Origin of the sequence: Actinoplanes subglobosus (assembly GCF_042650585.1) — a bacterium.
GTDB classification, from domain to species: Bacteria; Actinomycetota; Actinomycetes; order Mycobacteriales; family Micromonosporaceae; genus Actinoplanes; species Actinoplanes subglobosus.
The window spans coordinates 163759-181609 of sequence record NZ_JBHSBL010000020.1 but is presented as its reverse complement, the minus strand read 5'-3'; the positions used below and the strand labels follow the sequence as shown (position 1 = coordinate 181609).

The 17851-nt window shown below is 70.8% G+C and carries 17 protein-coding genes; 12 read left to right on the top strand and 5 right to left on the bottom strand.

All coding sequences use genetic code 11. From position 1 onward, the window contains the following. The first annotated feature begins 54 nt into the window (after positions 1 to 54). Genes ACFO0C_RS29980 through ACFO0C_RS29970 form a run of 3 tightly spaced genes read left to right on the top strand, consistent with a single transcriptional unit; the run spans position 55 to position 2611 of the window. The gene (locus ACFO0C_RS29980; RefSeq protein ID WP_378070072.1) at positions 55 to 876 is read left to right on the top strand and encodes a CoA transferase subunit A; all 822 of its coding nucleotides are present in this window, start codon (positions 55 to 57) and stop codon (positions 874 to 876) included. After that, positions 873 to 1565: a CoA-transferase subunit beta gene (locus tag ACFO0C_RS29975; RefSeq protein ID WP_378070071.1), complete on the top strand. Its 693-nt coding sequence runs from the start codon at positions 873 to 875 to the stop codon at positions 1563 to 1565. The genes ACFO0C_RS29980 and ACFO0C_RS29975 overlap by 4 nt, the downstream gene beginning before the upstream one ends. After that, positions 1562 to 2611 (top strand): NAD(P)H-dependent flavin oxidoreductase, encoded by a 1050-nt coding sequence (locus tag ACFO0C_RS29970; RefSeq protein WP_378070070.1) that lies wholly within the window; start codon positions 1562 to 1564, stop codon positions 2609 to 2611. Before ACFO0C_RS29975 ends, ACFO0C_RS29970 begins: the two co-directional genes overlap by 4 nt. Here the strand turns inward: ACFO0C_RS29970 and ACFO0C_RS29965 are convergent. Then, positions 2595 to 3788 carry an acetyl-CoA C-acetyltransferase gene (locus ACFO0C_RS29965; RefSeq protein WP_378070069.1) on the bottom strand — a complete coding sequence of 398 codons (1194 nt, stop codon included), beginning with the start codon at positions 3786 to 3788 and terminating at the stop codon, positions 2595 to 2597. The genes ACFO0C_RS29970 and ACFO0C_RS29965 overlap by 17 nt on opposite strands. 63 nt (positions 3789 to 3851) lie before the next feature. Here ACFO0C_RS29965 and ACFO0C_RS29960 point away from each other — a divergent pair, with 63 nt between their 5' ends. From ACFO0C_RS29960 to ACFO0C_RS29945, 4 genes are read left to right on the top strand one after another with little or no spacing between them, the layout of a single operon-like run. Then, on the top strand, positions 3852 to 4985 hold the full coding sequence (locus ACFO0C_RS29960; RefSeq protein WP_378070068.1) for an acyl-CoA dehydrogenase family protein: 1134 nt from the start codon (positions 3852 to 3854) through the stop codon (positions 4983 to 4985). Positions 4986 to 4995: 10 nt separating this feature from the next. After that, positions 4996 to 5745 (top strand): acyl-CoA dehydrogenase family protein, encoded by a 750-nt coding sequence (locus tag ACFO0C_RS29955; protein ID WP_378070067.1) that lies wholly within the window; start codon positions 4996 to 4998, stop codon positions 5743 to 5745. After that, the gene (locus ACFO0C_RS29950; RefSeq protein WP_378070066.1) at positions 5742 to 6611 is read left to right on the top strand and encodes a TIGR03619 family F420-dependent LLM class oxidoreductase; all 870 of its coding nucleotides are present in this window, start codon (positions 5742 to 5744) and stop codon (positions 6609 to 6611) included. The genes ACFO0C_RS29955 and ACFO0C_RS29950 overlap by 4 nt, the downstream gene beginning before the upstream one ends. Then, a complete protein-coding gene (locus ACFO0C_RS29945; RefSeq protein ID WP_378070065.1) occupies positions 6608 to 7162 on the top strand; it encodes a hypothetical protein in 555 nt (184 codons plus the stop codon). Before ACFO0C_RS29950 ends, ACFO0C_RS29945 begins: the two co-directional genes overlap by 4 nt. Positions 7163 to 7295: 133 nt before the next feature. Here the strand turns inward: ACFO0C_RS29945 and ACFO0C_RS29940 are convergent, their stop codons facing one another. Both ACFO0C_RS29940 and ACFO0C_RS29935 read right to left on the bottom strand, forming a co-directional pair. After that, positions 7296 to 8810 (bottom strand): S8 family serine peptidase, encoded by a 1515-nt coding sequence (locus ACFO0C_RS29940; protein WP_378070064.1) that lies wholly within the window; start codon positions 8808 to 8810, stop codon positions 7296 to 7298. A gap of 93 nt (positions 8811 to 8903) precedes the next feature. Further along, positions 8904 to 9122: a hypothetical protein gene (locus tag ACFO0C_RS29935; RefSeq protein WP_378070063.1), complete on the bottom strand. Its 219-nt coding sequence runs from the start codon at positions 9120 to 9122 to the stop codon at positions 8904 to 8906. Here ACFO0C_RS29935 and ACFO0C_RS29930 point away from each other — a divergent pair. Then, the gene (locus ACFO0C_RS29930; protein ID WP_378070062.1) at positions 9093 to 10469 is read left to right on the top strand and encodes a GGDEF domain-containing protein; all 1377 of its coding nucleotides are present in this window, start codon (positions 9093 to 9095) and stop codon (positions 10467 to 10469) included. The two genes, ACFO0C_RS29935 and ACFO0C_RS29930, sit on opposite strands and share 30 nt — an antisense overlap. A 702-nt stretch (positions 10470 to 11171) precedes the next feature. On the opposite strand, the gene ACFO0C_RS29925 is transcribed toward ACFO0C_RS29930, so the two are convergent. Then, positions 11172 to 12629: a diguanylate cyclase domain-containing protein gene (locus tag ACFO0C_RS29925; RefSeq protein WP_378070061.1), complete on the bottom strand. Its 1458-nt coding sequence runs from the start codon at positions 12627 to 12629 to the stop codon at positions 11172 to 11174. Positions 12630 to 12726: 97 nt separating this feature from the next. On the opposite strand from ACFO0C_RS29925, the gene ACFO0C_RS29920 reads away from it, so the two are divergent. Next, positions 12727 to 13758 (top strand): hypothetical protein, encoded by a 1032-nt coding sequence (locus ACFO0C_RS29920; protein ID WP_378070060.1) that lies wholly within the window; start codon positions 12727 to 12729, stop codon positions 13756 to 13758. Position 13759: 1 nt separating this feature from the next. Here ACFO0C_RS29920 and ACFO0C_RS29915 read toward each other — a convergent pair whose 3' ends face one another. Continuing rightward, positions 13760 to 14731: an alcohol dehydrogenase catalytic domain-containing protein gene (locus tag ACFO0C_RS29915; protein WP_378070059.1), complete on the bottom strand. Its 972-nt coding sequence runs from the start codon at positions 14729 to 14731 to the stop codon at positions 13760 to 13762. A gap of 80 nt (positions 14732 to 14811) precedes the next feature. Between ACFO0C_RS29915 and ACFO0C_RS29910 the strand changes: the two genes are divergently transcribed. From ACFO0C_RS29910 to ACFO0C_RS29900, 3 genes are read left to right on the top strand one after another with little or no spacing between them, the layout of a single operon-like run. Beyond that, positions 14812 to 15942 carry a hypothetical protein gene (locus tag ACFO0C_RS29910; RefSeq protein ID WP_378070058.1) on the top strand — a complete coding sequence of 377 codons (1131 nt, stop codon included), beginning with the start codon at positions 14812 to 14814 and terminating at the stop codon, positions 15940 to 15942. 4 nt (positions 15943 to 15946) lie between these two features. Continuing rightward, on the top strand, positions 15947 to 16708 hold the full coding sequence (locus ACFO0C_RS29905) for an SDR family oxidoreductase (RefSeq protein WP_378070057.1): 762 nt from the start codon (positions 15947 to 15949) through the stop codon (positions 16706 to 16708). Continuing rightward, complete coding sequence (locus ACFO0C_RS29900) at positions 16705 to 17826, top strand: sulfotransferase family protein (RefSeq protein ID WP_378070056.1); 1122 nt, start codon at positions 16705 to 16707, stop codon at positions 17824 to 17826. Before ACFO0C_RS29905 ends, ACFO0C_RS29900 begins: the two co-directional genes overlap by 4 nt. The last annotated feature ends 25 nt before the right edge of the window (positions 17827 to 17851 follow it).

The following is a 17851-nucleotide window of genomic DNA, read 5'->3' as shown; positions in this document are numbered from 1 at the left end:
CCGATGAGATGGACGGCCGATGAAGTGGACGGCCGATGAAGTGGAGGGCCAGACATGAGAGTCAGCATCGAGGACGCGGTCGCTGAGGTCCGGGACGGGATGACGGTCGGGATCGGCGGCTGGGGTTCACGGCGCAAACCGATGGCGATGGTCCGGGCACTACTGAGGGCCGGCCGCCGGGACCTGACACTCGTCAGTTACGGCGGGCCGGACGTGGGTCTGCTGGTGGCCGCGGGTTGCGTACGCCGGATCGTCACCGGTTTCGTCTCCCTGGACAGCATCCCGCTCGAACCGCACTTCCGCGCGGCCCGTAGCGCCGGCACCGTCGAGCTGACCGAATACGACGAGGGGATGCTCTACTGGGGCCTGCTGGCCGCCGCGAACCGGCTGCCGTTCCTGCCGATCCGGGCGGGCCTCGGCTCCGACGTCATGCGCGTCAATCCGGGGCTGCGGACGATCCGCTCCCCCTACGCCGACGCCACCGAGCTGGTCGCGATGCCGGCCCTGGAACTCGACGTCGCGTTCATCCACCTGAACCGGGCCGACGACCGGGGCAACGGACGCTATCTCGGCCCCGACCCGTACTTCGACGACCTGTTCTGCCTGGCCGCGAAGAAGCGGTTCCTCTCCTGCGAGCGCCTGGTCGGCACCGGGGAACTCCAGCAGGACGGACCACCGCAGGGCCTGCTGGTCAACCGGTCCATGGTCGACGGCGTGACCGAGACGCCGAACGGGGCGCACTTCACCAGCTGCGTCCCCGACTACGGGCGTGACGAGGCGTTCCAGAAGGAATACGCGACGACCGATTTCGACACGTTCCGCGCCCGCTATCTCGACGGCGACGAGGACGACTACCAGCGGGCGGTGAAACGGTGACCAGGGCGGAGACGTGTGTGGTGGCGTGCGCCGAGGCGTGGCGGGGGGACGGCGCGGTGCTGGCGAGTTCGGCCGGGCTGATCCCGGGGCTGGGTGCCCGCCTGGCGCAGCTCACCTTCGCCCCGGACCTGCTGGTCACCGACGGTGAGGCGACCCTGATGCGGGACGGGCGGGCGGAGGGCTGGCTGCCGTACCGCCGGGTCTTCGCGGTCGTCGCGGCCGGCACCCGGCACGTCATGATGGGCGCGAGCCAGCTGGACCGCTTCGGCAACCAGAACATCTCCTGCGTCGGCCCGTGGGAACGGCCGACCTCGCAGCTGCTGTGCGTGCGCGGCGCTCCCGGCAACACGGTCAACCACCCGGTCAGCTACTGGGTGCCCCGGCATTCGCCACGGGTGTTCGTCGAGCACGTCGACATGGTCTCCGGTGTCGGGCACGATCGCGGCGCGCACGGGATCCGCCTGGTCGTCACGAACCTCGCGGTCCTCGACTTCGCCACCCCGGACCGGTCGATGCGGCTGCGTTCGGTGCACCCGGGGGTCCACGTCGGCGAGGTGGTCGCGGCGACCGGGTTCGCCCTGACCGTTCCCGATCAGGTGCCGGAGACCCGCGAACCGACCGGGGACGAGCTGCGGCTCCTCCGCGAGCATCTCGACCCGGACGGCCTGCGCGAGCGGGAGGTCCGGTGAGGACGGCGCTGACCGAACTGCTCGGCTGCCGGCACCCGATCGTGCAGACCGGCATGGGCTACGTCGCCGGTGCCGGCCTGGTCTCGGCGGTGGCCGAGGCCGGCGGTTTCGGCATCGTGGCCTCCGCGACGATGACCCTCGACGAGCTCGAAGCCACGATCAAGGAGATCAAGAGCAGGACCACAAATCCCTTCGGCGTCAATGTACGGTCGGACGCGCCCGACGCCACCCGACGCATCGACCTGCTGATCCGCGAACGGGTGAGGCTCGCCTCGTTCGCCCTCGCGCCGGACCGTGACCTGATCCGCCGATGCGCCGACGGCGGGGTGCTGACCATGCCGTCGGTGGGTGCACGCCGGCACGCCGAGAAGGTCGCGGCCTGGGGTGTCGACGCCGTACTGGTGCAGGGCGGCGAGGGCGGCGGGCACACCGGACCGGTCCCGACGACGCTGCTGCTGCCGCAGGTGGTCGACGCCGTGGACATCCCGGTGGTGGCAGCCGGTGGGTTCTTCGACGGGCGGGGGCTGCTCGCGGCTCTCGCCTACGGGGCGGCCGGGGTGGCCATGGGCACGCGGTTCCTGCTCACCACGGACAGCCCGGTCGGGGCGCGGGTGAAAAGGCTCTACCTCGATGCGGACGTGACCGGCACCGTCGTCACCACGCGCGTGGACGGGGTGCCCCATCGGGTGCTGCGGACGCCGTACATCCAAGGGTTGGAAAGATCGGGGAGGGTGACCGCGCTGCTCAGGTCGGCCCGGCATGCCGTCGCGTTCCGGCGTCTCGCCGGGATGACCTGGCCGCAACTGGTGCGCGCCGGGCGGCAGGCGCGGCACGGGCGGGAGCTGACCTGGGCGCAGACGCTGATGGCCGCGGGGACGCCGGTGCTGTTGCGGACGGCGATGGTGGAGGGCCGGCCGGAGTTCGGCGTGATGTCGGCCGGGCAGGTCGCCGGGGTGATCGACGACCTGCCGTCGTGCGCCGAGCTGATCGCGCGGATCATGAAAGAGGCGGATGACGGATGGGGGCGGCTCACAGCCGTTCGATGATCGTCACGTTGGCCTGGCCGCCGCCCTCACACATGGTCTGCAGGCCGTATCGTCCGCCGCACCGTTCGAGTTCGTGCAGCATGCTGACCATCAGCCGGGCACCGGTCGCGCCGAGCGGGTGCCCGAGGGCGATCGCTCCACCGTTCACGTTGACCCGTCCGGGGTCGGCGCCGGTCTCCTTCAGCCACGCCAGGACGACACTGGCGAACGCCTCGTTCACCTCGAAACGATCGATGTCGTCGATGCCCAGCCCGGTCTTGCGGAGCGCGTGGGCGGTCGCCGGGATCGGCGCGGTGAGCATCAGAACCGGATCGTCACCGCGCGCGGAGAGGTGGTGGACGCGCGCTCGCGGCCGCAGCCCGTGCTCCCGGACCGCCCGCTCACTCGCGACCAGGAGCGCGGCGGCCCCGTCCGCGATCTGGCTGGCCATCGCCGCGGTGGTGACCCCACCCTCCCGGAGCGGTTTCAGCGCGGCGATCCGCTCGGCACTGGTGTCCCGTCGCGGACACTCGTCAACGCCGCCCCAGAAGCCCGAACCACCCGCGCCCGCGCTTCCCAGCCCTCCCGACCCTCCCGACCCTCCCGCGCCTCCCGCGCCTCCGCTGATGATCTCTCGCGTGAAGAGGCCGCTGCCGATCGCTTTGACCGATTTTTCGTGACTTAAGAGTGCGAAACTCTCCAGGTCTTCGCGATCGAGAGACCAGCGGGCCGCGATCTCGTCGGCACTCCGGAACTGCGAGATCTCCTGATCGCTGTACCTCGCGGCCCACCCGGCACTGCCCACATAGGGCCCCACCGGAGCCATCGCGCTGCCGATCGGGACCTGGCTCATGTTCTGCACTCCCCCGGCGATGATCAGGTCCGCCGTCCCGCTCATCACCGCCTGCGCCGCGAAATGCACCGCCTGCTGCGACGACCCGCACTGCCGATCCACGGTGACGCCGGGAACGTGTTCCGGAAATCCGGCCGCGAGCCAAGCCGTCCGGGCGATGTCCCCCGATTGCGGCCCCAATGTGTCGACGCACCCGAGGATCACGTCGTCGACCGCCCCCGGATCGACGCCACCCAGGACTGACCTGATCACCGCGGCCCCCAGGTCCGCCGGATGAACCCCGGCGAGCAACCCCCCACGACGGCCGACCGGGGTACGCACCGCACCGACCAGATATGCCTCCATTGTTGACGCCCTCCCGTCGCAGCGAGTAGAACGTGTTCTAACTTACCGGGATCGGGGTGGCCCATGCACGTCGGATACACGCCCGAGCAGGAGAAGCTGCGGGCCTCGCTGCGGGACTACTTCGCCGCACTGATGACGCCGGCCCTCCGAGACGGCCTGACCAGTGGCGACGGCGAATACGGGACCGGCACCGCGTACCGTGAAGTGGTCCGGCAGTTGGGCCGCGACGGCTGGCTGACGATCGGCGGCCGCTCCCGCCTGGAGCAATTGATCTTCGCCGACGAGGCGGCACTGGCCGGTGTGCCGGTGCCGTTCCTGACCCTTTACACGGTCGGGCCGACGATCACCCGGCACGGCACCGCCGCGCAGAAGGAGCAGCTGGTCCCCCGGATCGAGGCCGGCGAGGTGCACTTCTCGATCGGCTACTCGGAACCGGGCGCCGGCACCGACCTGGCCGCCCTGACGACGCGGGCGGTCCGCGACGGCGACCACTACGTGATCAACGGCCAGAAGATGTGGACGAGCCTGATCCAGTACGCCGACTACGTCTGGCTGGCCTGCCGCACCGATCCTGGCGCACCGAGACACAAGGGCCTGTCGATCATCATGGTCCCGACCGACGCACCAGGTTTCTCCTGGACCCCGGTGCGGACCGTCGCCGGGCCGTCGACCAGCGCCACCTACTACGACGACGTGCGGGTTCCGGTGTCGGCACTGGTCGGCGAGGAGAACCAGGGCTGGCGCCTGATCACCGACCAGCTCAACCACGAGCGGGTCGCCCTGACCTCGGCCGCCCCACTGCAACGGGCGCTGCGCGAGGTCCGCGACTGGGCGGTGACCACCGGGCGGATCGACCACGAGTGGGTCCGCCTGCACCTGGCCCGTGTCCACGCGAAGACCGAGGCGCTGAAACTGTTCAACTGGCGGGCCTGCATCACCGACGGCACCCCGGCGGCACCCCGGGCGTCGGCCGGCAAGGTCTACGGCACCGAGCTGGCGATCGAGGCGTACCGCCTGCTCATGGAGATCATCGGCCCGGCCGCGACGATCCGCGAAGGCGAACCGGGTGCGGTGCTGTCCGGCCGGATCGAGCGGATGTACCGGTCCTCGCTGATCCTGACCTTCGGCGGCGGCACGAACGAGGTGCAGCGCGACATCATCGCGGCCGGCGCGCTCGGCCTCCCGATCCGGCGTTGAGGAGCCGTTCATGGATTTCGAGCTCAGCACCGAAGCGGTCGAACTCGTCGGCCTGACCCGTGACCTGGCGTCGTCGGGGCGCCCGTTGTGGCCGGCACTCGCCGAAGCCGGAATCCTCGCGGCGGCCCTGCCGAAACGGGCCGGCGGCGACGGCTACGGCCTGGTCGAGCAGTGCGCGATCCTGATCGAGCTGGGCCGGCACGCGGCCGACGTCCCGTACCTGACGTCGATCGTGGTGGCCGCCACGACGATCGCCGAACTCGGCACCGACGAGCAGGTCGAGACGTTGGCGGTACCCGCAGGACGCGGCGAGTCGATCCTGACCGCGGAACACGTCACCGGCCTGCCGACCGCCGCGAGGACAACGGTGGGCATCGCCGCCCAGCAACTCGGCGTCGTCGAACGCGCCCTGGAGATGACCGCCGAGTACGCCAGCACCCGCATCCAGTTCGAGCGCCCGATCGGCTCGTTCCAGGCCGTCTCCCAGCGGCTGGCCGACGCGTGGATCGACGTGGAGGCGCTGCGGCTGGCGTTGTGGCAGGCGGTGTCCCGGCCCGAGCCGGCCGAGGTCGCGACCGCCGGGTTCTGGGCCGCCGAGGCCGGGCACCGGGTGCTGCACACGGCCGTCCACGTGCACGGCGGTGTCGGCATCGACATGGACCATCCGCTGCACCGTTACTTCCTGGCCGCCGAGAAACACGAGTTCCTGCTCGGTGGCGCCACCGCCCAACTTCTCGACCTGGCCGAGGTGCTCTCATGAAATTCACGCTGGGGATCGCGCTGAGTCCGCTCGAACAGCTGACCGCTCTCGCCCGTACCGCTGAGGAATGTGGTTTCGCCTCGATCGCCCTGCCGGACTCGTTGTTCTATTCCGAACACGTCTCCGCCGCCTACCCCTACACACCCGACGGCAGCCGATTCTGGAATGCCGACACCCCGTGGCCGGATCCGATGGTGGCGGCCGGTGCGATGGGCGCCGTCACGTCGACGATCCGTTTCTACACCCAGGTCCTCAAACTGGATCCACGGAACCCGCTGCTGCTCGCGCGGCAGATCGGCACGGTCGCGGCGCTCACCGGGAACCGTTTCGGGCTCGGCGTGGGACTCGGCTGGTCGCCGGAGGAATCACACTGGTGCGGGCAACCCTTCAAGGATCGCGGGGCCCGCGCCGACGAGTCCATCGAAATCATCAAAAGGATTCTGGCCGGTGGCATGGTGTCGTTCCACGGCCGGCATTTCTCGTTCGAGAAACTACAGATGAGCCCCGCGCCGGCCGAACCCGTGCCGTTCTACGTCGGCGGGCACTCGGAGCCTGCGCTGCGCCGGGCCGCGCGGATCGGCGACGGCTGGTCCTCGGCGATGATCGGTTTCGACGACCTGCGCACCACGATCACCCGGCTGGCCGAGCTCCGCGCCGAGTACGGCCGTGATCATCTGCCGTTCGAGGTCCAGGCGGTCTGCATCGACCGTCCCGGCCTCGACGGGTTCCGGCAGCAGGCCGACATCGGCGTCACCGACGCGATCGTCGTCCCCTGGCGCCGGTTCGACGCGACCCTCCAGGAGAAATGCGACGCCCTGCGGCGTTTCGCGGACCGGTTCGTCGGCCCGCTAGCCTCGGCCGGGTGACTTCACCCGCTGCCCCGCCACGCCCGGAATCCCGGCCGGTCGAGCTGCACCCAGTCGGCCGGGCCGACCGTGCTGTGCTGACCAATCTCGGACAGCTGTTCCGGCACGACCTGTCCGAGTCCTACGGGCACGTGCCGAACGACGACGGCTCCTTCAACGACCGGACCGTCGATCTCTTCCTGGCCGGAGCCGACCCGGAGGCCCGCGGCTGGCTGATCACCGCCGCGGGGCGAACCGGGGGATTCGTCCTCACCGGCGCGGATCCCGGCGGTGGCCGTACCATCTCCGCGTTCTTCGTGGTCCGCGGCCTGCGCCGGACCGGCGTCGGCCGGATCGCCGCGCTCGAGGTGATCCGGATGGTTCCGGGCCGCTGGGTGATCGGTTTCCAGCGGTACAACCCCGGCGTCGAGGACTTCTGGTCGGCGGTCGCGACCGAACTGACCGGCGACAGCTGGGAGATCCACGACGGTCCTGCCCCGGCGACACGTCCGCCGGACACCTTCATAACCCTTGATCTGGTACGCGCCCCGTGGCCGGGCAACCGCACCTGAGGCCGCTCCCACCGCCCCCGCGCACGGCCAGCCGGACCTCAGGCAGGTGAACGGTGCCGCTTGACGTGTCTGAGGTCCGGCCGAGCCGGTCCAGCCGGACCTCAGAATTTTTGTCAGGTTTCGGGGTGGTTTGTCAGCCCCAGAGGGCTGTGCTCCAGTCCTCAGTGGAGGCGTAGCGGGCGCCCGTCCACTCGTCGGCCGACCAGGCACGGCCGCTCCACGCCCGCCCACTCCAGCTCGGGTCGGTCCAGGCGCGGCTGCCGCTCCACGGGATCGCCTGCCAGACGGCCGAACCCCAGGTCCTCGACGCGAACGACGTGCCGGTCCAGCCGTCGCCGGCGATCGGGGCGCCCATCCACGTGCCGCCGATCCAGGAGCGCCCGGCCGCCGACATGGCCGCCCAGTTCGCGCTGTGGAACGGGCCGAAGACGGTGAACTCACCGGTCAGCGCGACGTTGTTGCTGACCACCCGGCTGTCGCCGCGGGCGTCGTCGAGCCGGCCGTCACCGCCCGACAGGGGGTAGGTCTGCCCGCCCGGCGCCGGGGTCAGGCCGAGTGCCGTGTTCACGTTGATCTGACGCAGCTTCATCGTCCCGGCTTTGCCCGTGGTCAGCGCCGTACCCCGTTTGAGCAGGTCCTTGACCTGGTCCGGGGTGAGCGACGGCCGGGCCTGGAGCAGCAGCGCGACCGCCGCCGACGTCACGGCCGCCGCCTGGGAGGTGCCGCTGCCGCGGAACAGCGTGGTTCCGCTGCGCGCCGCCGGGTAGGCGTCGTCGATGCTCGAACCGGGGTCCCGCAGTGACAGGATCGACTCGCCGGGTGCGAGCACGTCGAGTGGTTTGCCCGCGGTGCCGGTGTTGGTGAACGTGGACAGGTCGTCGTCGGCGGTGGTGACGGTTCCCTTGGTGGCGGTGGCGCCGACCGCTATCACGTACGGGTCGGTGGCCGGGTTGGCCAGCAGGGTCTCGGCGTTGCCGTCGTTGCCGGCGGCCGCGACCACGACGATGCCGGCCTTCCAGGCCCGCTCGACCGAGTACTGCAGTGGGTCGCTGGCGGCGGACGGGTTGCCACCGCTGCCGTAGGAGAGGTTCAGTACGCGGATCGGGTTGGCCGGGTCGTCGTTGCGGTGCTCCACCACCCAGTCGATCGCCGCGATGACCTGCGACACGTCGACGGCACCGTTGGCGGTGCCGAGCTTCAGTGAGGTGAGCTGCGCGCCCGGGGCGATGCCTTTGCTTCCGGAGGCGGTGTCGTTGCCGACGATGATGCCGGCCATGTGGGTGCCGTGGCCGTACGAGTCGAGGTAGCGCAGGTTGTCGGCCTGCGATTCGAACGACAGGTCCGGCCCGTTGACGATCTTCGCGGCGGGCAGTCCGGCGACCGGCGCGACCCCGGTGTCGAGCAGCGCCACGCCCACCCCGGCGCCGGTGAGCCCGGCCGCGGTCCCGGTGTCCGCACCGATGATCGACCGGACGTCCTTGAGGGTGGTGCCTGCCGTGGATCCGGTGGTGGTCAGCCAGCGTCCGCTCCAGGCTCGGCCCTGCGGTTCCGGCGGCGGCCCGGGCACGGTCAGCGCACTGCCCCCGACCAGGGCGAGCGGCAGTGCCACCGCCACCGCGGTTCGCAGAGCATGTCTCGTACGCTTCATCGCGCGTCCTCCGTAGCGTTCCGGTTGCCGTACGGTGGCGAGTCATCGGCCCGGCCGGATCGATCTTGAGGTTTCCTTCCGAATCGGTTTTCTTCAGTTCCGGCCGGTCACGCCGATGTGGCGGCAGTGATCCTGGACCTCGCCGCCGAAGTCGACGACCTCGAGAATCATGAGGGACACGACGTCTCGGCGCTTCTGGCGCGTGCGGCCGCCGCGGTGGACGAGGCGCAGCGGCTGGGTGATGTCGTGCTGGGTCACCGGGCCCGGCTGGTCCATGCCGACATGCGCCGCCGCCAGGGTGACGTCGATCATGCGGCCCGGGTCTTCCTGGCCACGCACCGCTGGGCGGAGCGCCATGACAGCCGGCCGCTGCTCGCCCGCAGCCACTTCCATCTGGCGCTGACCTTCCACTATCTCGGTGATCACGCGGCCAGTCTGGAACACGCGCTGAACGCGGTGGATCTGCTCGACGACGACGCGCCGGGTGGCCTGCGGGTGATCCATCTGGTCCGGCTGGCGAACTCGCTGGCCGAGAACGGTTCCACCGACGCGGCACGTGACCGTTATCAGCAGGCGGAGCGGATCGCCACCGACATCGGCGACCGGACCCGGCAGCTGCTGGTGCTGAACAATCTGGCGTACACCGAACTGGAGGCCGGTAATGCCGGGACCGCGCTGGCCGCGGTCGAGCGGATGTATCACGCCGCCCGGGCCATCGGCCGGGACCTGCTGATCATCGAACGTGACACGGTCGCGAACATCCACATCAGCGCGGGCCGGTACGAGGAGGCCGAACGCATCCTGCAGAATGTGTGGGAGGCGCCGCCCTGGTTCGAGGCGCACGACGCCGCCGAGGCCGCGTTGACTCTGGCGCTCGCCCAGCGGCACCGCGACGCCCTGGACCGGGCTCAGGCGAGCCTGGACCACTGCCGGGAGTTGTGTGCCGAGCATCAGCTCAACTCGGTGGGGGTACGGGCGATGGCCGAGCAGGCCGAGTTGTACGCGGCGGCCGGTGACCATCGTGCCGCGTTCGACGAGTACAAGCGTTTCCACTCCGCGAGTGAGCAGTTGCGCTCGGCCCAGCAGGAGGCGAAGGCCCGGGCCCGGCAGGCGATGCTGGAGACCGCGGAGGCCCGCCGGGACGCCGAACGCTATCGGGAACAGGCCCGCCGTGACCCGCTGACCGGTCTGTGGAACCGACGTTTCGTCGACGAGAACCTGCCGCAGGCACTGGCCGGCGCCGCCGCGGAGGGCCGTCCGGTGGTCCTGTCCGTCATCGACATCGACCATTTCAAACGGATCAACGACACGCTGTCGCACGACACCGGTGACCGGGTGCTGATCGCCGTCGCCGAACTTCTGGCCGACGAGCAGGACCGCCTCGCCGCCGACGGTTTCGTGGCCCGGATGGGTGGCGAGGAGTTCCTGATGGTGCTGCCCGGGGTGGCGGCCGCCGAGGTGTTCGAGCGCCTCGACGGTGTCCGCCGCCGGATCGCCGGCCACCGCTGGCAGCCGGTCACCGGGGTCCTCCCGGTGACGATCAGTGTGGGCGCTGTGGTCACCGGCCAGGCCACCCGTGACCAGGCACAGTTGCTGGCCGAGGCCGACCGCCGGCTCTACACCGCGAAACGTGAGGGTCGCGACCGGGTCGTCAGCTGAATTCGCGACCCGCCGCCCAGGCGCCTCATCCGCGCCGGATGAGCGCTCCGAGTGTTCACCGCCGCGGGTTGATCACGCGGGGCGGTGAAACCGGCGGTCCGGTCGCGGTTGTCGCTGGTCGGGGTGAGGTGGATGGCCTGGTATGCGAATGACTTCTCGGTGGGAGTGTCCTGTCGGCACCCGGAGCCGGATGCGGGTGCCGTCACCGCCCTCCTGGGGGCGGTGATCGCACCCAGACCCGATAACGGGTACCTCTGACGCCCTGTCAAAGGACGGCACACGCACCCGGCCCGGCGTTGGGTGCGCCCGGCGCCCTGTCAAAGGACGGCACGCGCACCCGATCTGAAACGGGTGCGCCTGACGCCCTGTCGAAGGACGACACGCGCACCCGGCCCGGCGTTGGGTGCGCCCGGCGCCCTGTCAAAGGACGGCACACGCACCCGATCTGAAACGGGTGCGCCTGACGCCCTGTCGAAGGACGACACGCGCACCCGGCCCGGCGTTGGGTGCGCCCGGCGCCCTATCGAAGGACGACACGCGCACCCGATCTGGCAACGGGTGCTTCAGACGGCCCTCGTCGGTGTCCACAGTCAGGGCCGGTTTCCGGTCGGCGACGGCTCGCGAATACAGAACCGCCGCCGGCAACGGCCGCCGAACCGGACCCGGACCGCGGCCCGCTCCGGATGAGAGACGCCACGTCGGTCAGACCGCCGCAGCCTTTCCGCGCGCTTTCACCGCGTACATCGCGGCGTCGGCCCGGCGCAGGACGCTCTCGGTGTCGTCGTCGGTGTCGCGGGCGGCGACGCCGATGCTGACGCCGACGGTGACGGGTTCGCCGCCGATGTCGAACGGCTCGCCGATGCGGGCCGTGAGCCGCTGACGGAGCCGTTCGGTGTCGTCCAGGCCGGCGTCCGGGCCGAGCAGGACGGCGAACTCGTCGCCGCCGATCCGGGCCACCAGGTCGACGGCCCGGGTCTCGGCGCGCAGCCGGGTGACGACCTCGACGAGCAGGGCGTCGCCGGCCGCGTGCCCGAACCTGTCGTTGACCGGCTTGAAACCGTCCAGGTCCAGGTAGAGCACGGTGAGCGAGCCGGTCCGGCGGCCCTCGGCGTGCTGGTGGAACAGGGCGCGGTTGGCGGCGCCGGTCAGCGGGTCGTGGTAGGCGAGGTGCCGCAGTTGTTCCTCGCGTTCGCGCAGTTCGGAGACGACGCGGTGCAGGTCGCGGCTGAGTGCCGAGTTGTCGCGCAGGGCGACCAGCTGGCGGGCGAGGACGAGCAGGACGACGGTGCCGAGGACGGCTGCGGAGAAGGTGTCGAGGTGGTCGCCGGAGCCGACCCGGTCGATGGCGGCGAGGATCGCCAGGGCCAGCGGGAAGTACGGCAGCCAGAGGAGCACCGGCAGCGCGGGCGCCGACGCGCCGGGCCGCTGCGACGGTGCCATGACCGCGGCCAGGCCGAGGAGCACGAACCCGGCGACCCAGCCGGTGTCGATGATGCTGCCGCAGGTGTAGGAGCTGTGCTGGTTGAGGTAGGCGAACCCGAGGTCGGCGGTGCTGAACGAGATCGCGCCGGCGACGATGAGCGCGGCGCTGCGGCGGCGGCCCGGTTCGGCGTGCGGCAGCAGGATGAGCGCGACCGCCCCGATCAGCACGTCACCGAGTGGGTAGGCGGCCGACACGGCTTTGGCGAGCGGGGTGAGGTTGCCGGCGCGGTAGACGGATTCGAGGACGAAGACCCAGCTCAGGAAGAGCAGGGAGCCGGCGATGACGAGCCCGTCGAGGACGACCCGGAGCAGGCCGCGGCGGACGCCGAGGAAGGCGATCAGGGCGGTGACCGTGCACGGGACGATGAGCAGGAACCCGAAGTCGCCGATGTTCGGGAACGGGGCGGTGATCTGGCGGATGGAGACGTAGTAGGCCCAGATCGACTCGCCGAAGGCCCAGCCGGTCATGCCGACGGCCAGCACCGCCCAGGCCAGCCGGGAGCGGCCTTCGCTGCGGCGGGCGGTGATCACCGCGGCGATCGCGGCGAGCAGCGCGGACGCGATGAGGACGGTGACGCTGAAGTCGGTGGCGGTCTGTGAGCCGGCCGGGAGGGCACGGAGCACGCCGAAGTGCCCGACGACCATGGTGGCGCCGAGCACCACGAGAAGCATCGGCATGTCCGCCTCCGTCGCGACCGGGTGTTGGCCCCAGCGTGCCGGGGCACGGTTGCGAACCGGGTATCAGGACGGGTGCGGTCGACCGTACGATCTTGCGATGTTCTTCGTCGCCCGTTACATCTTCCGCAGCATCGTCGGCGGGCCCATGCCGCCGACCCCTGAGTTCGACGCCGACGAAGACCTGATGATCAAGGACGCGGTGTTGCGGGAGGCGCGGGCGCGGCTGCTGCGGGACGGCGACTGGCGGGGGGCGAAACAGGCGATCGAGGCGGCCGGTACGGACTGGGCTCTGCGTGGCTACCGGCTCGGGGTCTTCGCCGGCCTGGCCGCCGACGACGACACCTGGTTCGACGCCTGGATGCGGGCCGAGCCGTCGGATCCGTCGGCCGCCCTGATCTGGGCGTCGGTGCTGGGCGGCCGGGCGGGTGAGGCCCGTGGTGCCGAGTCGGCGGCGAACACGTCGGCGGAGCAGTTCGCCAGTTTCCACATCCTGTCGGAGAAGGCGGCGGAAGCGAGCAGGCGCGCGCTGGACCTGGCCGATCCGCGCGACCCGGCCCCGATGATCCAGCTCATGGGGTCGTGTTTCTCCGCCCGTGCCGGGCGGCTCAACGAGTATTACGCCGAGGCGCGGAGCCGTGACCCGCACAATTTCGCCATGCATGAGGTGGCGGTCATGCTGACCTGCCAGAAGTGGTACGGCTCGCACGAGCGCATGTTCGCCGTCGCGCACGCCGCGGCCGAGGCGGCGCCGCCCGGGCACCGGACGACACTGTTGCCGTTGTTCGCGCATTTCGAGTACGCGATGCGCGAGTTCGCCTGGGACGACCGGAGCAAGGAGTCGCAGAAGGCGGTCCGCAGGTACTTCGCCCGGGCCGACGTGCAGCGTGACTGCGACGGGTGGATCGCCAAGTTCCGGTCGGCGCCGCCGACGTCGGAGCAGCTGTCGAAGGTCCGGCAGTGGATGGCGGTCTACTACAGCCTGATCGGCCGGAAGAAGGAGGCGAAGGTGGTCTTCGACGAGCTCGGCCAGTACGTCAGCCGGTTCGACGAGTGGGGCTGGTTCTGGGGTGACATGGAGTACGGCTACCTGAAGAGCTTCTGGTGGGCCAACGGCGTCGGCGGCGTGTAGCTCAGAGAACGATGACGGCGCGGCCGGTGAGGGAGCCGGAGGCCAGTTTGGCGTAGGCCCGGTCGATCTCGCCGAAACCGAACTCCTCCACCTGGTTGCGGATCAGGCCGGCCCCGGCCAGGGCGATCACCTCCTGGGCGTCGGCGATCGACGAGCCCTGGAAGGTGAACACGTCGCCGTCGCGGGGCAGCGTGGAGAACCACGGCCCGCGGAGTCTGCCGCCGGCCGAGCCGATCAGGCCGTACGCGCCGCCGGTCCGGACCGCGGCGATGCCGGCGGTGATGGTTTCGTCGGTGCCGACGAAGTCGAGGACCACGTCGGCTTCGGCGGGCACCGCCGGGACGCAGCGGTGGGCGCCGAGTTCCGCGGCGTAGGAGAGCCGTGCCGGCAGCGGGTCGACGGCGACGATGTGGGCGGCGGTCAGCACGCGCACGAACTGGACGGCGAACGCTCCGAGCCCTCCGGCGCCGATCACCACGACCGTACCGCCCGCGGGGATCCTGGGCAGTGCCCGCCGGACAGCGTGGTAGGCGGTCGCTCCGGCGTCGGTCAGCGGCCCGGCGTGCCGCGGGTCCAGGTCGCCGAGGGGCAGCAGCGCGCGGCGGTCGCTGACCAGGACGTGGGACGCGAGCCCGCCGTCGCGGCCGTAGCCCCGCCCGGCCCGCCCGTTCGGGCAGCCGCTGTCCCGGCCCCGCACGCAGTACCGGCAGGTGCCGCAGGAGGTCGGCGAGACCAGGGCGACCGGCTCGCCGGTGCCGTCGATCCAGCCGGCGACCTCGTGGCCGAGGGTGAACGGCATCGACCAGCCGAGTTGCGCGCCGGCGGCGGCCGGGATGTGCCGCATGGTCAGGTCGGAGCGGCACAGCCCGCACCCGGCGACCCGCACCAGTGTCTCGCCCGGCCGGGGCACCGGGTCCGGCACCTCGACCAGCCGCGGGGGTGCGCCCCACTCCGTCATCCGATAAGCCAGCACGCCCTCAAGAGTGGAACGTGTTATCGCACTGGGTCAAGGAGAGATTGACCGGAAACTAGAACGAGTTCTATCGTCGAGGCGTGCTCACCACACCGTTCGCGGAAGCGATCCAGGAGGCCGAGCGGGTCATCACCGGTGCCCCGCACGTGCGTGACGAGCTCGATCTCGTCGAGGGCTACGACTATCTGGCCGGCAGCATCCGCGCATCGGTGCAGATGGCCTGGGCCTATCAGAGAGACTTCCCCTATTTCGTACGGTCGACCGGCCCCTACACGAAGATGGGCCTGGACAACCCGGACACCCTGTACTTCCACGCCTGGCTGCGCGACGACGCCGAGTACGTGATCACCGGCGAGCGCGGCAGCACCGTGGACCTGAGTTTCCAGATTCTCGACGGCGACTACTCGCCGATCCAGGTGCCGGGCAGTCTGGCCGCCTTCGACGACCGGGAGATCGAGATCGGGCCGGACGGCTCGTACCGGATGTTCCTCGGCCCCGGCCTCAAGGGCGCCGGGATGCTGGTGGTCCGGGAGGTCTTCAGTGACTGGGCCGGCGAGCGGCCCGGCGTGCTGCGCATCCAGCGTGCGGACCGGACCGGTGCGGCCCCACCTCCCCCCACGCTGGATGCGCTGACCAAGCGGTACGGCGTGGCCGGAAAGATCCTGATCAGCCGCTTGCGCACGTTCCTCGCCTTCGCCGAGCGGTTCTACCTCGGGCTGCCGGTCAACACGCTGACCCCGCCGCGGTCCACCCCAGGCGGGCTGACCACGCAGTTCTCGTCGGTCGGGCACTACGACCTCGACGACGACCAGGCGATGGTCGTCACGGTGCCGGTCAGCGACGCGCCCTACCAGGGCATTCAGCTCGGCAGCATGTGGTACGTGTCGCTGGACTACATCAACCACCAGACCAGCCTCACGCGTGACCAGGCACAGATCGACCCGGACGGCATGATCCGCTACGTGATCAGCGAACGGAACCCGGGCGTCGCGAACTGGCTGGAGCGCACCGGGCACCGCCGCGGTTACGTGCAGTTGCGCTGGCAGCGGCTCTCCCGGGAACTGACCGCCGACGACGGGCCGAAGGTCGACATCGTGGCCGTCGACGACCTGCCGAAACTGCTGCCGCATCACAAGCGGATCGGGCCGGAGGCGTGGCGGGAGCGGATCGCCGCACGACAGGCCGCGGTCGCGACCCGGATGCTGGGCTGAGCCGATGCTGCTCGACGGCAAGGTGGTCATCGTCGCCGGGGTGGGGCCGGGGCTCGGCGCATCGGTCGCGGTCCGGGCCGCCGGACAGGGCGCCTCGGTGGTGCTCGCCGCCCGTACCCCGGAGATCTTGAATGATCTCGCCGGGAAGACCGGCGGGCTCGCGGTGCCCACCGATCTGACCGACGACGCGGCCGTGCGCAGGCTGGCCGAGGCCGCCGTGGAGCGGTTCGGGCGCATCGACGTGCTCGTGCACAACGCGTTCGCGATGCCGCCGATGCAGAGTCTCGGCAAAGTCGATCTCGCCGAGGTGGGGACGTCGTTCGAGGTCAACGTGCTCGCCGCGCTGCGCACGATCAGGCATGTCACGCCGGCTCTGATCGCATCGCGGGGCGCGATCGTGGTGGTCAACTCGGCGGTGCTGCGGCACTCGCGGCGGCCGTTCGGGCCCTACAAGCTGACCAAGGCCGCGCTTCTCGCGGCGACCCAGAATCTCGCGAGCGAACTCGGACCCAAAGGGGTACGGGTGAACTCGGTCGCCCCGGGCTGGATCTGGGCCGACCAGTTGCGTGGCTGGTTCGAGTTCCAGGCGGTGCAGCGCGGGGTGCCGGCGCGGCAGATCTACGACGAGGTCGCCGCCACCACCGACCTGCGGCGGCTGCCCGAACCGGACGAGATCGCCGACGCCGTCCTGTTCCTCGGTTCCGACCTGGCACGGGGCATCACCGGTGCCTGCCTCGACGTGAACTGCGGGGAGTTCCACCATTGACCACCACCGCCCGGACCGATGTCGGCAGCTTCGACGACCTGCACGCGTCGGCGAGCCGGCTCACCGGGCTGGACGACTTCGGGGGCGGTGACGATTACGCCGGCGGGCTCCGGGTGCTGCTCCGGTCGTACGCCCAGGAAGCGGGCCTGACCCCGGCGGGCAGTAAGCGGACTCGCGGCCTGTTGCGCGGCGCTCTGGTCTCGCGCCTGCTCGCCGAGGCCGCGTGGCGGGAGTTTCCGCAGCATGCCGGCGTCGCGATCGAACGGCCGGTGTTCGTCACCGGACTGCCGCGCACCGGCACCACCGCGCTGCACCGGCTGCTCACCGCCGACCCCGCGCACCAGGGTCCGGAGCTGTGGCTCACCGAGATCCCGCAGCCGCGCCCGCCGCGCGCCGACTGGGAGTCGCACCCGGTCTTTCTCGCCCTGCGGGAGGCCTACCGGGACATCGGCCTGGACGGCGTCCACCACATGGGACCCGAACAGGTCGAGGAGTGCTGGCGACTGCTGTGCCAGTCGATGACGTCGGTGTCGTTCGAGTGCACGGCGTACATTCCGGGCTATTCTGCGTGGCTCGACGCGCACGACTGGACGCCCGCCTACGCCCGGCACCGCCGCAATCTCCAGCTCATCGGTCTGCACGATCGGGATCGCCGGTGGGTGCTGAAGAACCCGAGTCACCTGTTCGCGCTGGACGCCCTGTTCGCGGCCTATCCGGACGCCACCGTGATCCAGACGCACCGTGACCCCCGGACCGTGATCGCGTCGGTGTGCAGCCTCAACGAGCGGGCGTCGGCCGGCTGGTCGACGGTCTTCACCGGGCCGGTCGTCGGGACGGCGCAACTCTCGCTGTGGTCACGCGGGCTGCGGCGCTTCCGCGCCGACCGCGGCCGCCACGACCCGGCGCGGTTCATCGACGTGCGGCACGCCGACCTGGTCAGGGACCCGATGGGCACGATCGACATGATCTACGAGAGGCTGGGGTCACGGTTGTCCGGCACGGCCCGGTCCGCGGTCCTCGCGGCGATCCGGGGTGGTACGCCGCAGCCGGCGCACACCTACGACCCGGCCACGTACGGACTGACGCCCGCGGCAGTGGATCACGCTTTCCAGGCCTGATCCCGGCTTCCGGAAGTTTCGGAAT

Excerpts from the sequence above, each read along its gene's own strand:
- ACFO0C_RS29980 (WP_378070072.1), top strand. The coding sequence starts at position 55 with ATGAGAGTCAGCATCGAGGACGCGGTCGCTGAGGTCCGGGACGGGATG.
- ACFO0C_RS29965 (WP_378070069.1), bottom strand. The coding sequence starts at position 3,788 with ATGGAGGCATATCTGGTCGGTGCGGTGCGTACCCCGGTCGGCCGTCGT.
- ACFO0C_RS29960 (WP_378070068.1), top strand. The coding sequence starts at position 3,852 with ATGCACGTCGGATACACGCCCGAGCAGGAGAAGCTGCGGGCCTCGCTG.
- ACFO0C_RS29955 (WP_378070067.1), top strand. The coding sequence starts at position 4,996 with ATGGATTTCGAGCTCAGCACCGAAGCGGTCGAACTCGTCGGCCTGACC.
- ACFO0C_RS29950 (WP_378070066.1), top strand. The coding sequence starts at position 5,742 with ATGAAATTCACGCTGGGGATCGCGCTGAGTCCGCTCGAACAGCTGACC.
- ACFO0C_RS29940 (WP_378070064.1), bottom strand. The coding sequence starts at position 8,810 with ATGAAGCGTACGAGACATGCTCTGCGAACCGCGGTGGCGGTGGCACTG.
- ACFO0C_RS29930 (WP_378070062.1), top strand. The coding sequence starts at position 9,093 with ATGCGCCGCCGCCAGGGTGACGTCGATCATGCGGCCCGGGTCTTCCTG.
- ACFO0C_RS29935 (WP_378070063.1), bottom strand. The coding sequence starts at position 9,122 with ATGATCGACGTCACCCTGGCGGCGGCGCATGTCGGCATGGACCAGCCG.
- ACFO0C_RS29925 (WP_378070061.1), bottom strand. The coding sequence starts at position 12,629 with ATGCCGATGCTTCTCGTGGTGCTCGGCGCCACCATGGTCGTCGGGCAC.
- ACFO0C_RS29920 (WP_378070060.1), top strand. The coding sequence starts at position 12,727 with ATGTTCTTCGTCGCCCGTTACATCTTCCGCAGCATCGTCGGCGGGCCC.
- ACFO0C_RS29905 (WP_378070057.1), top strand. The coding sequence starts at position 15,947 with ATGCTGCTCGACGGCAAGGTGGTCATCGTCGCCGGGGTGGGGCCGGGG.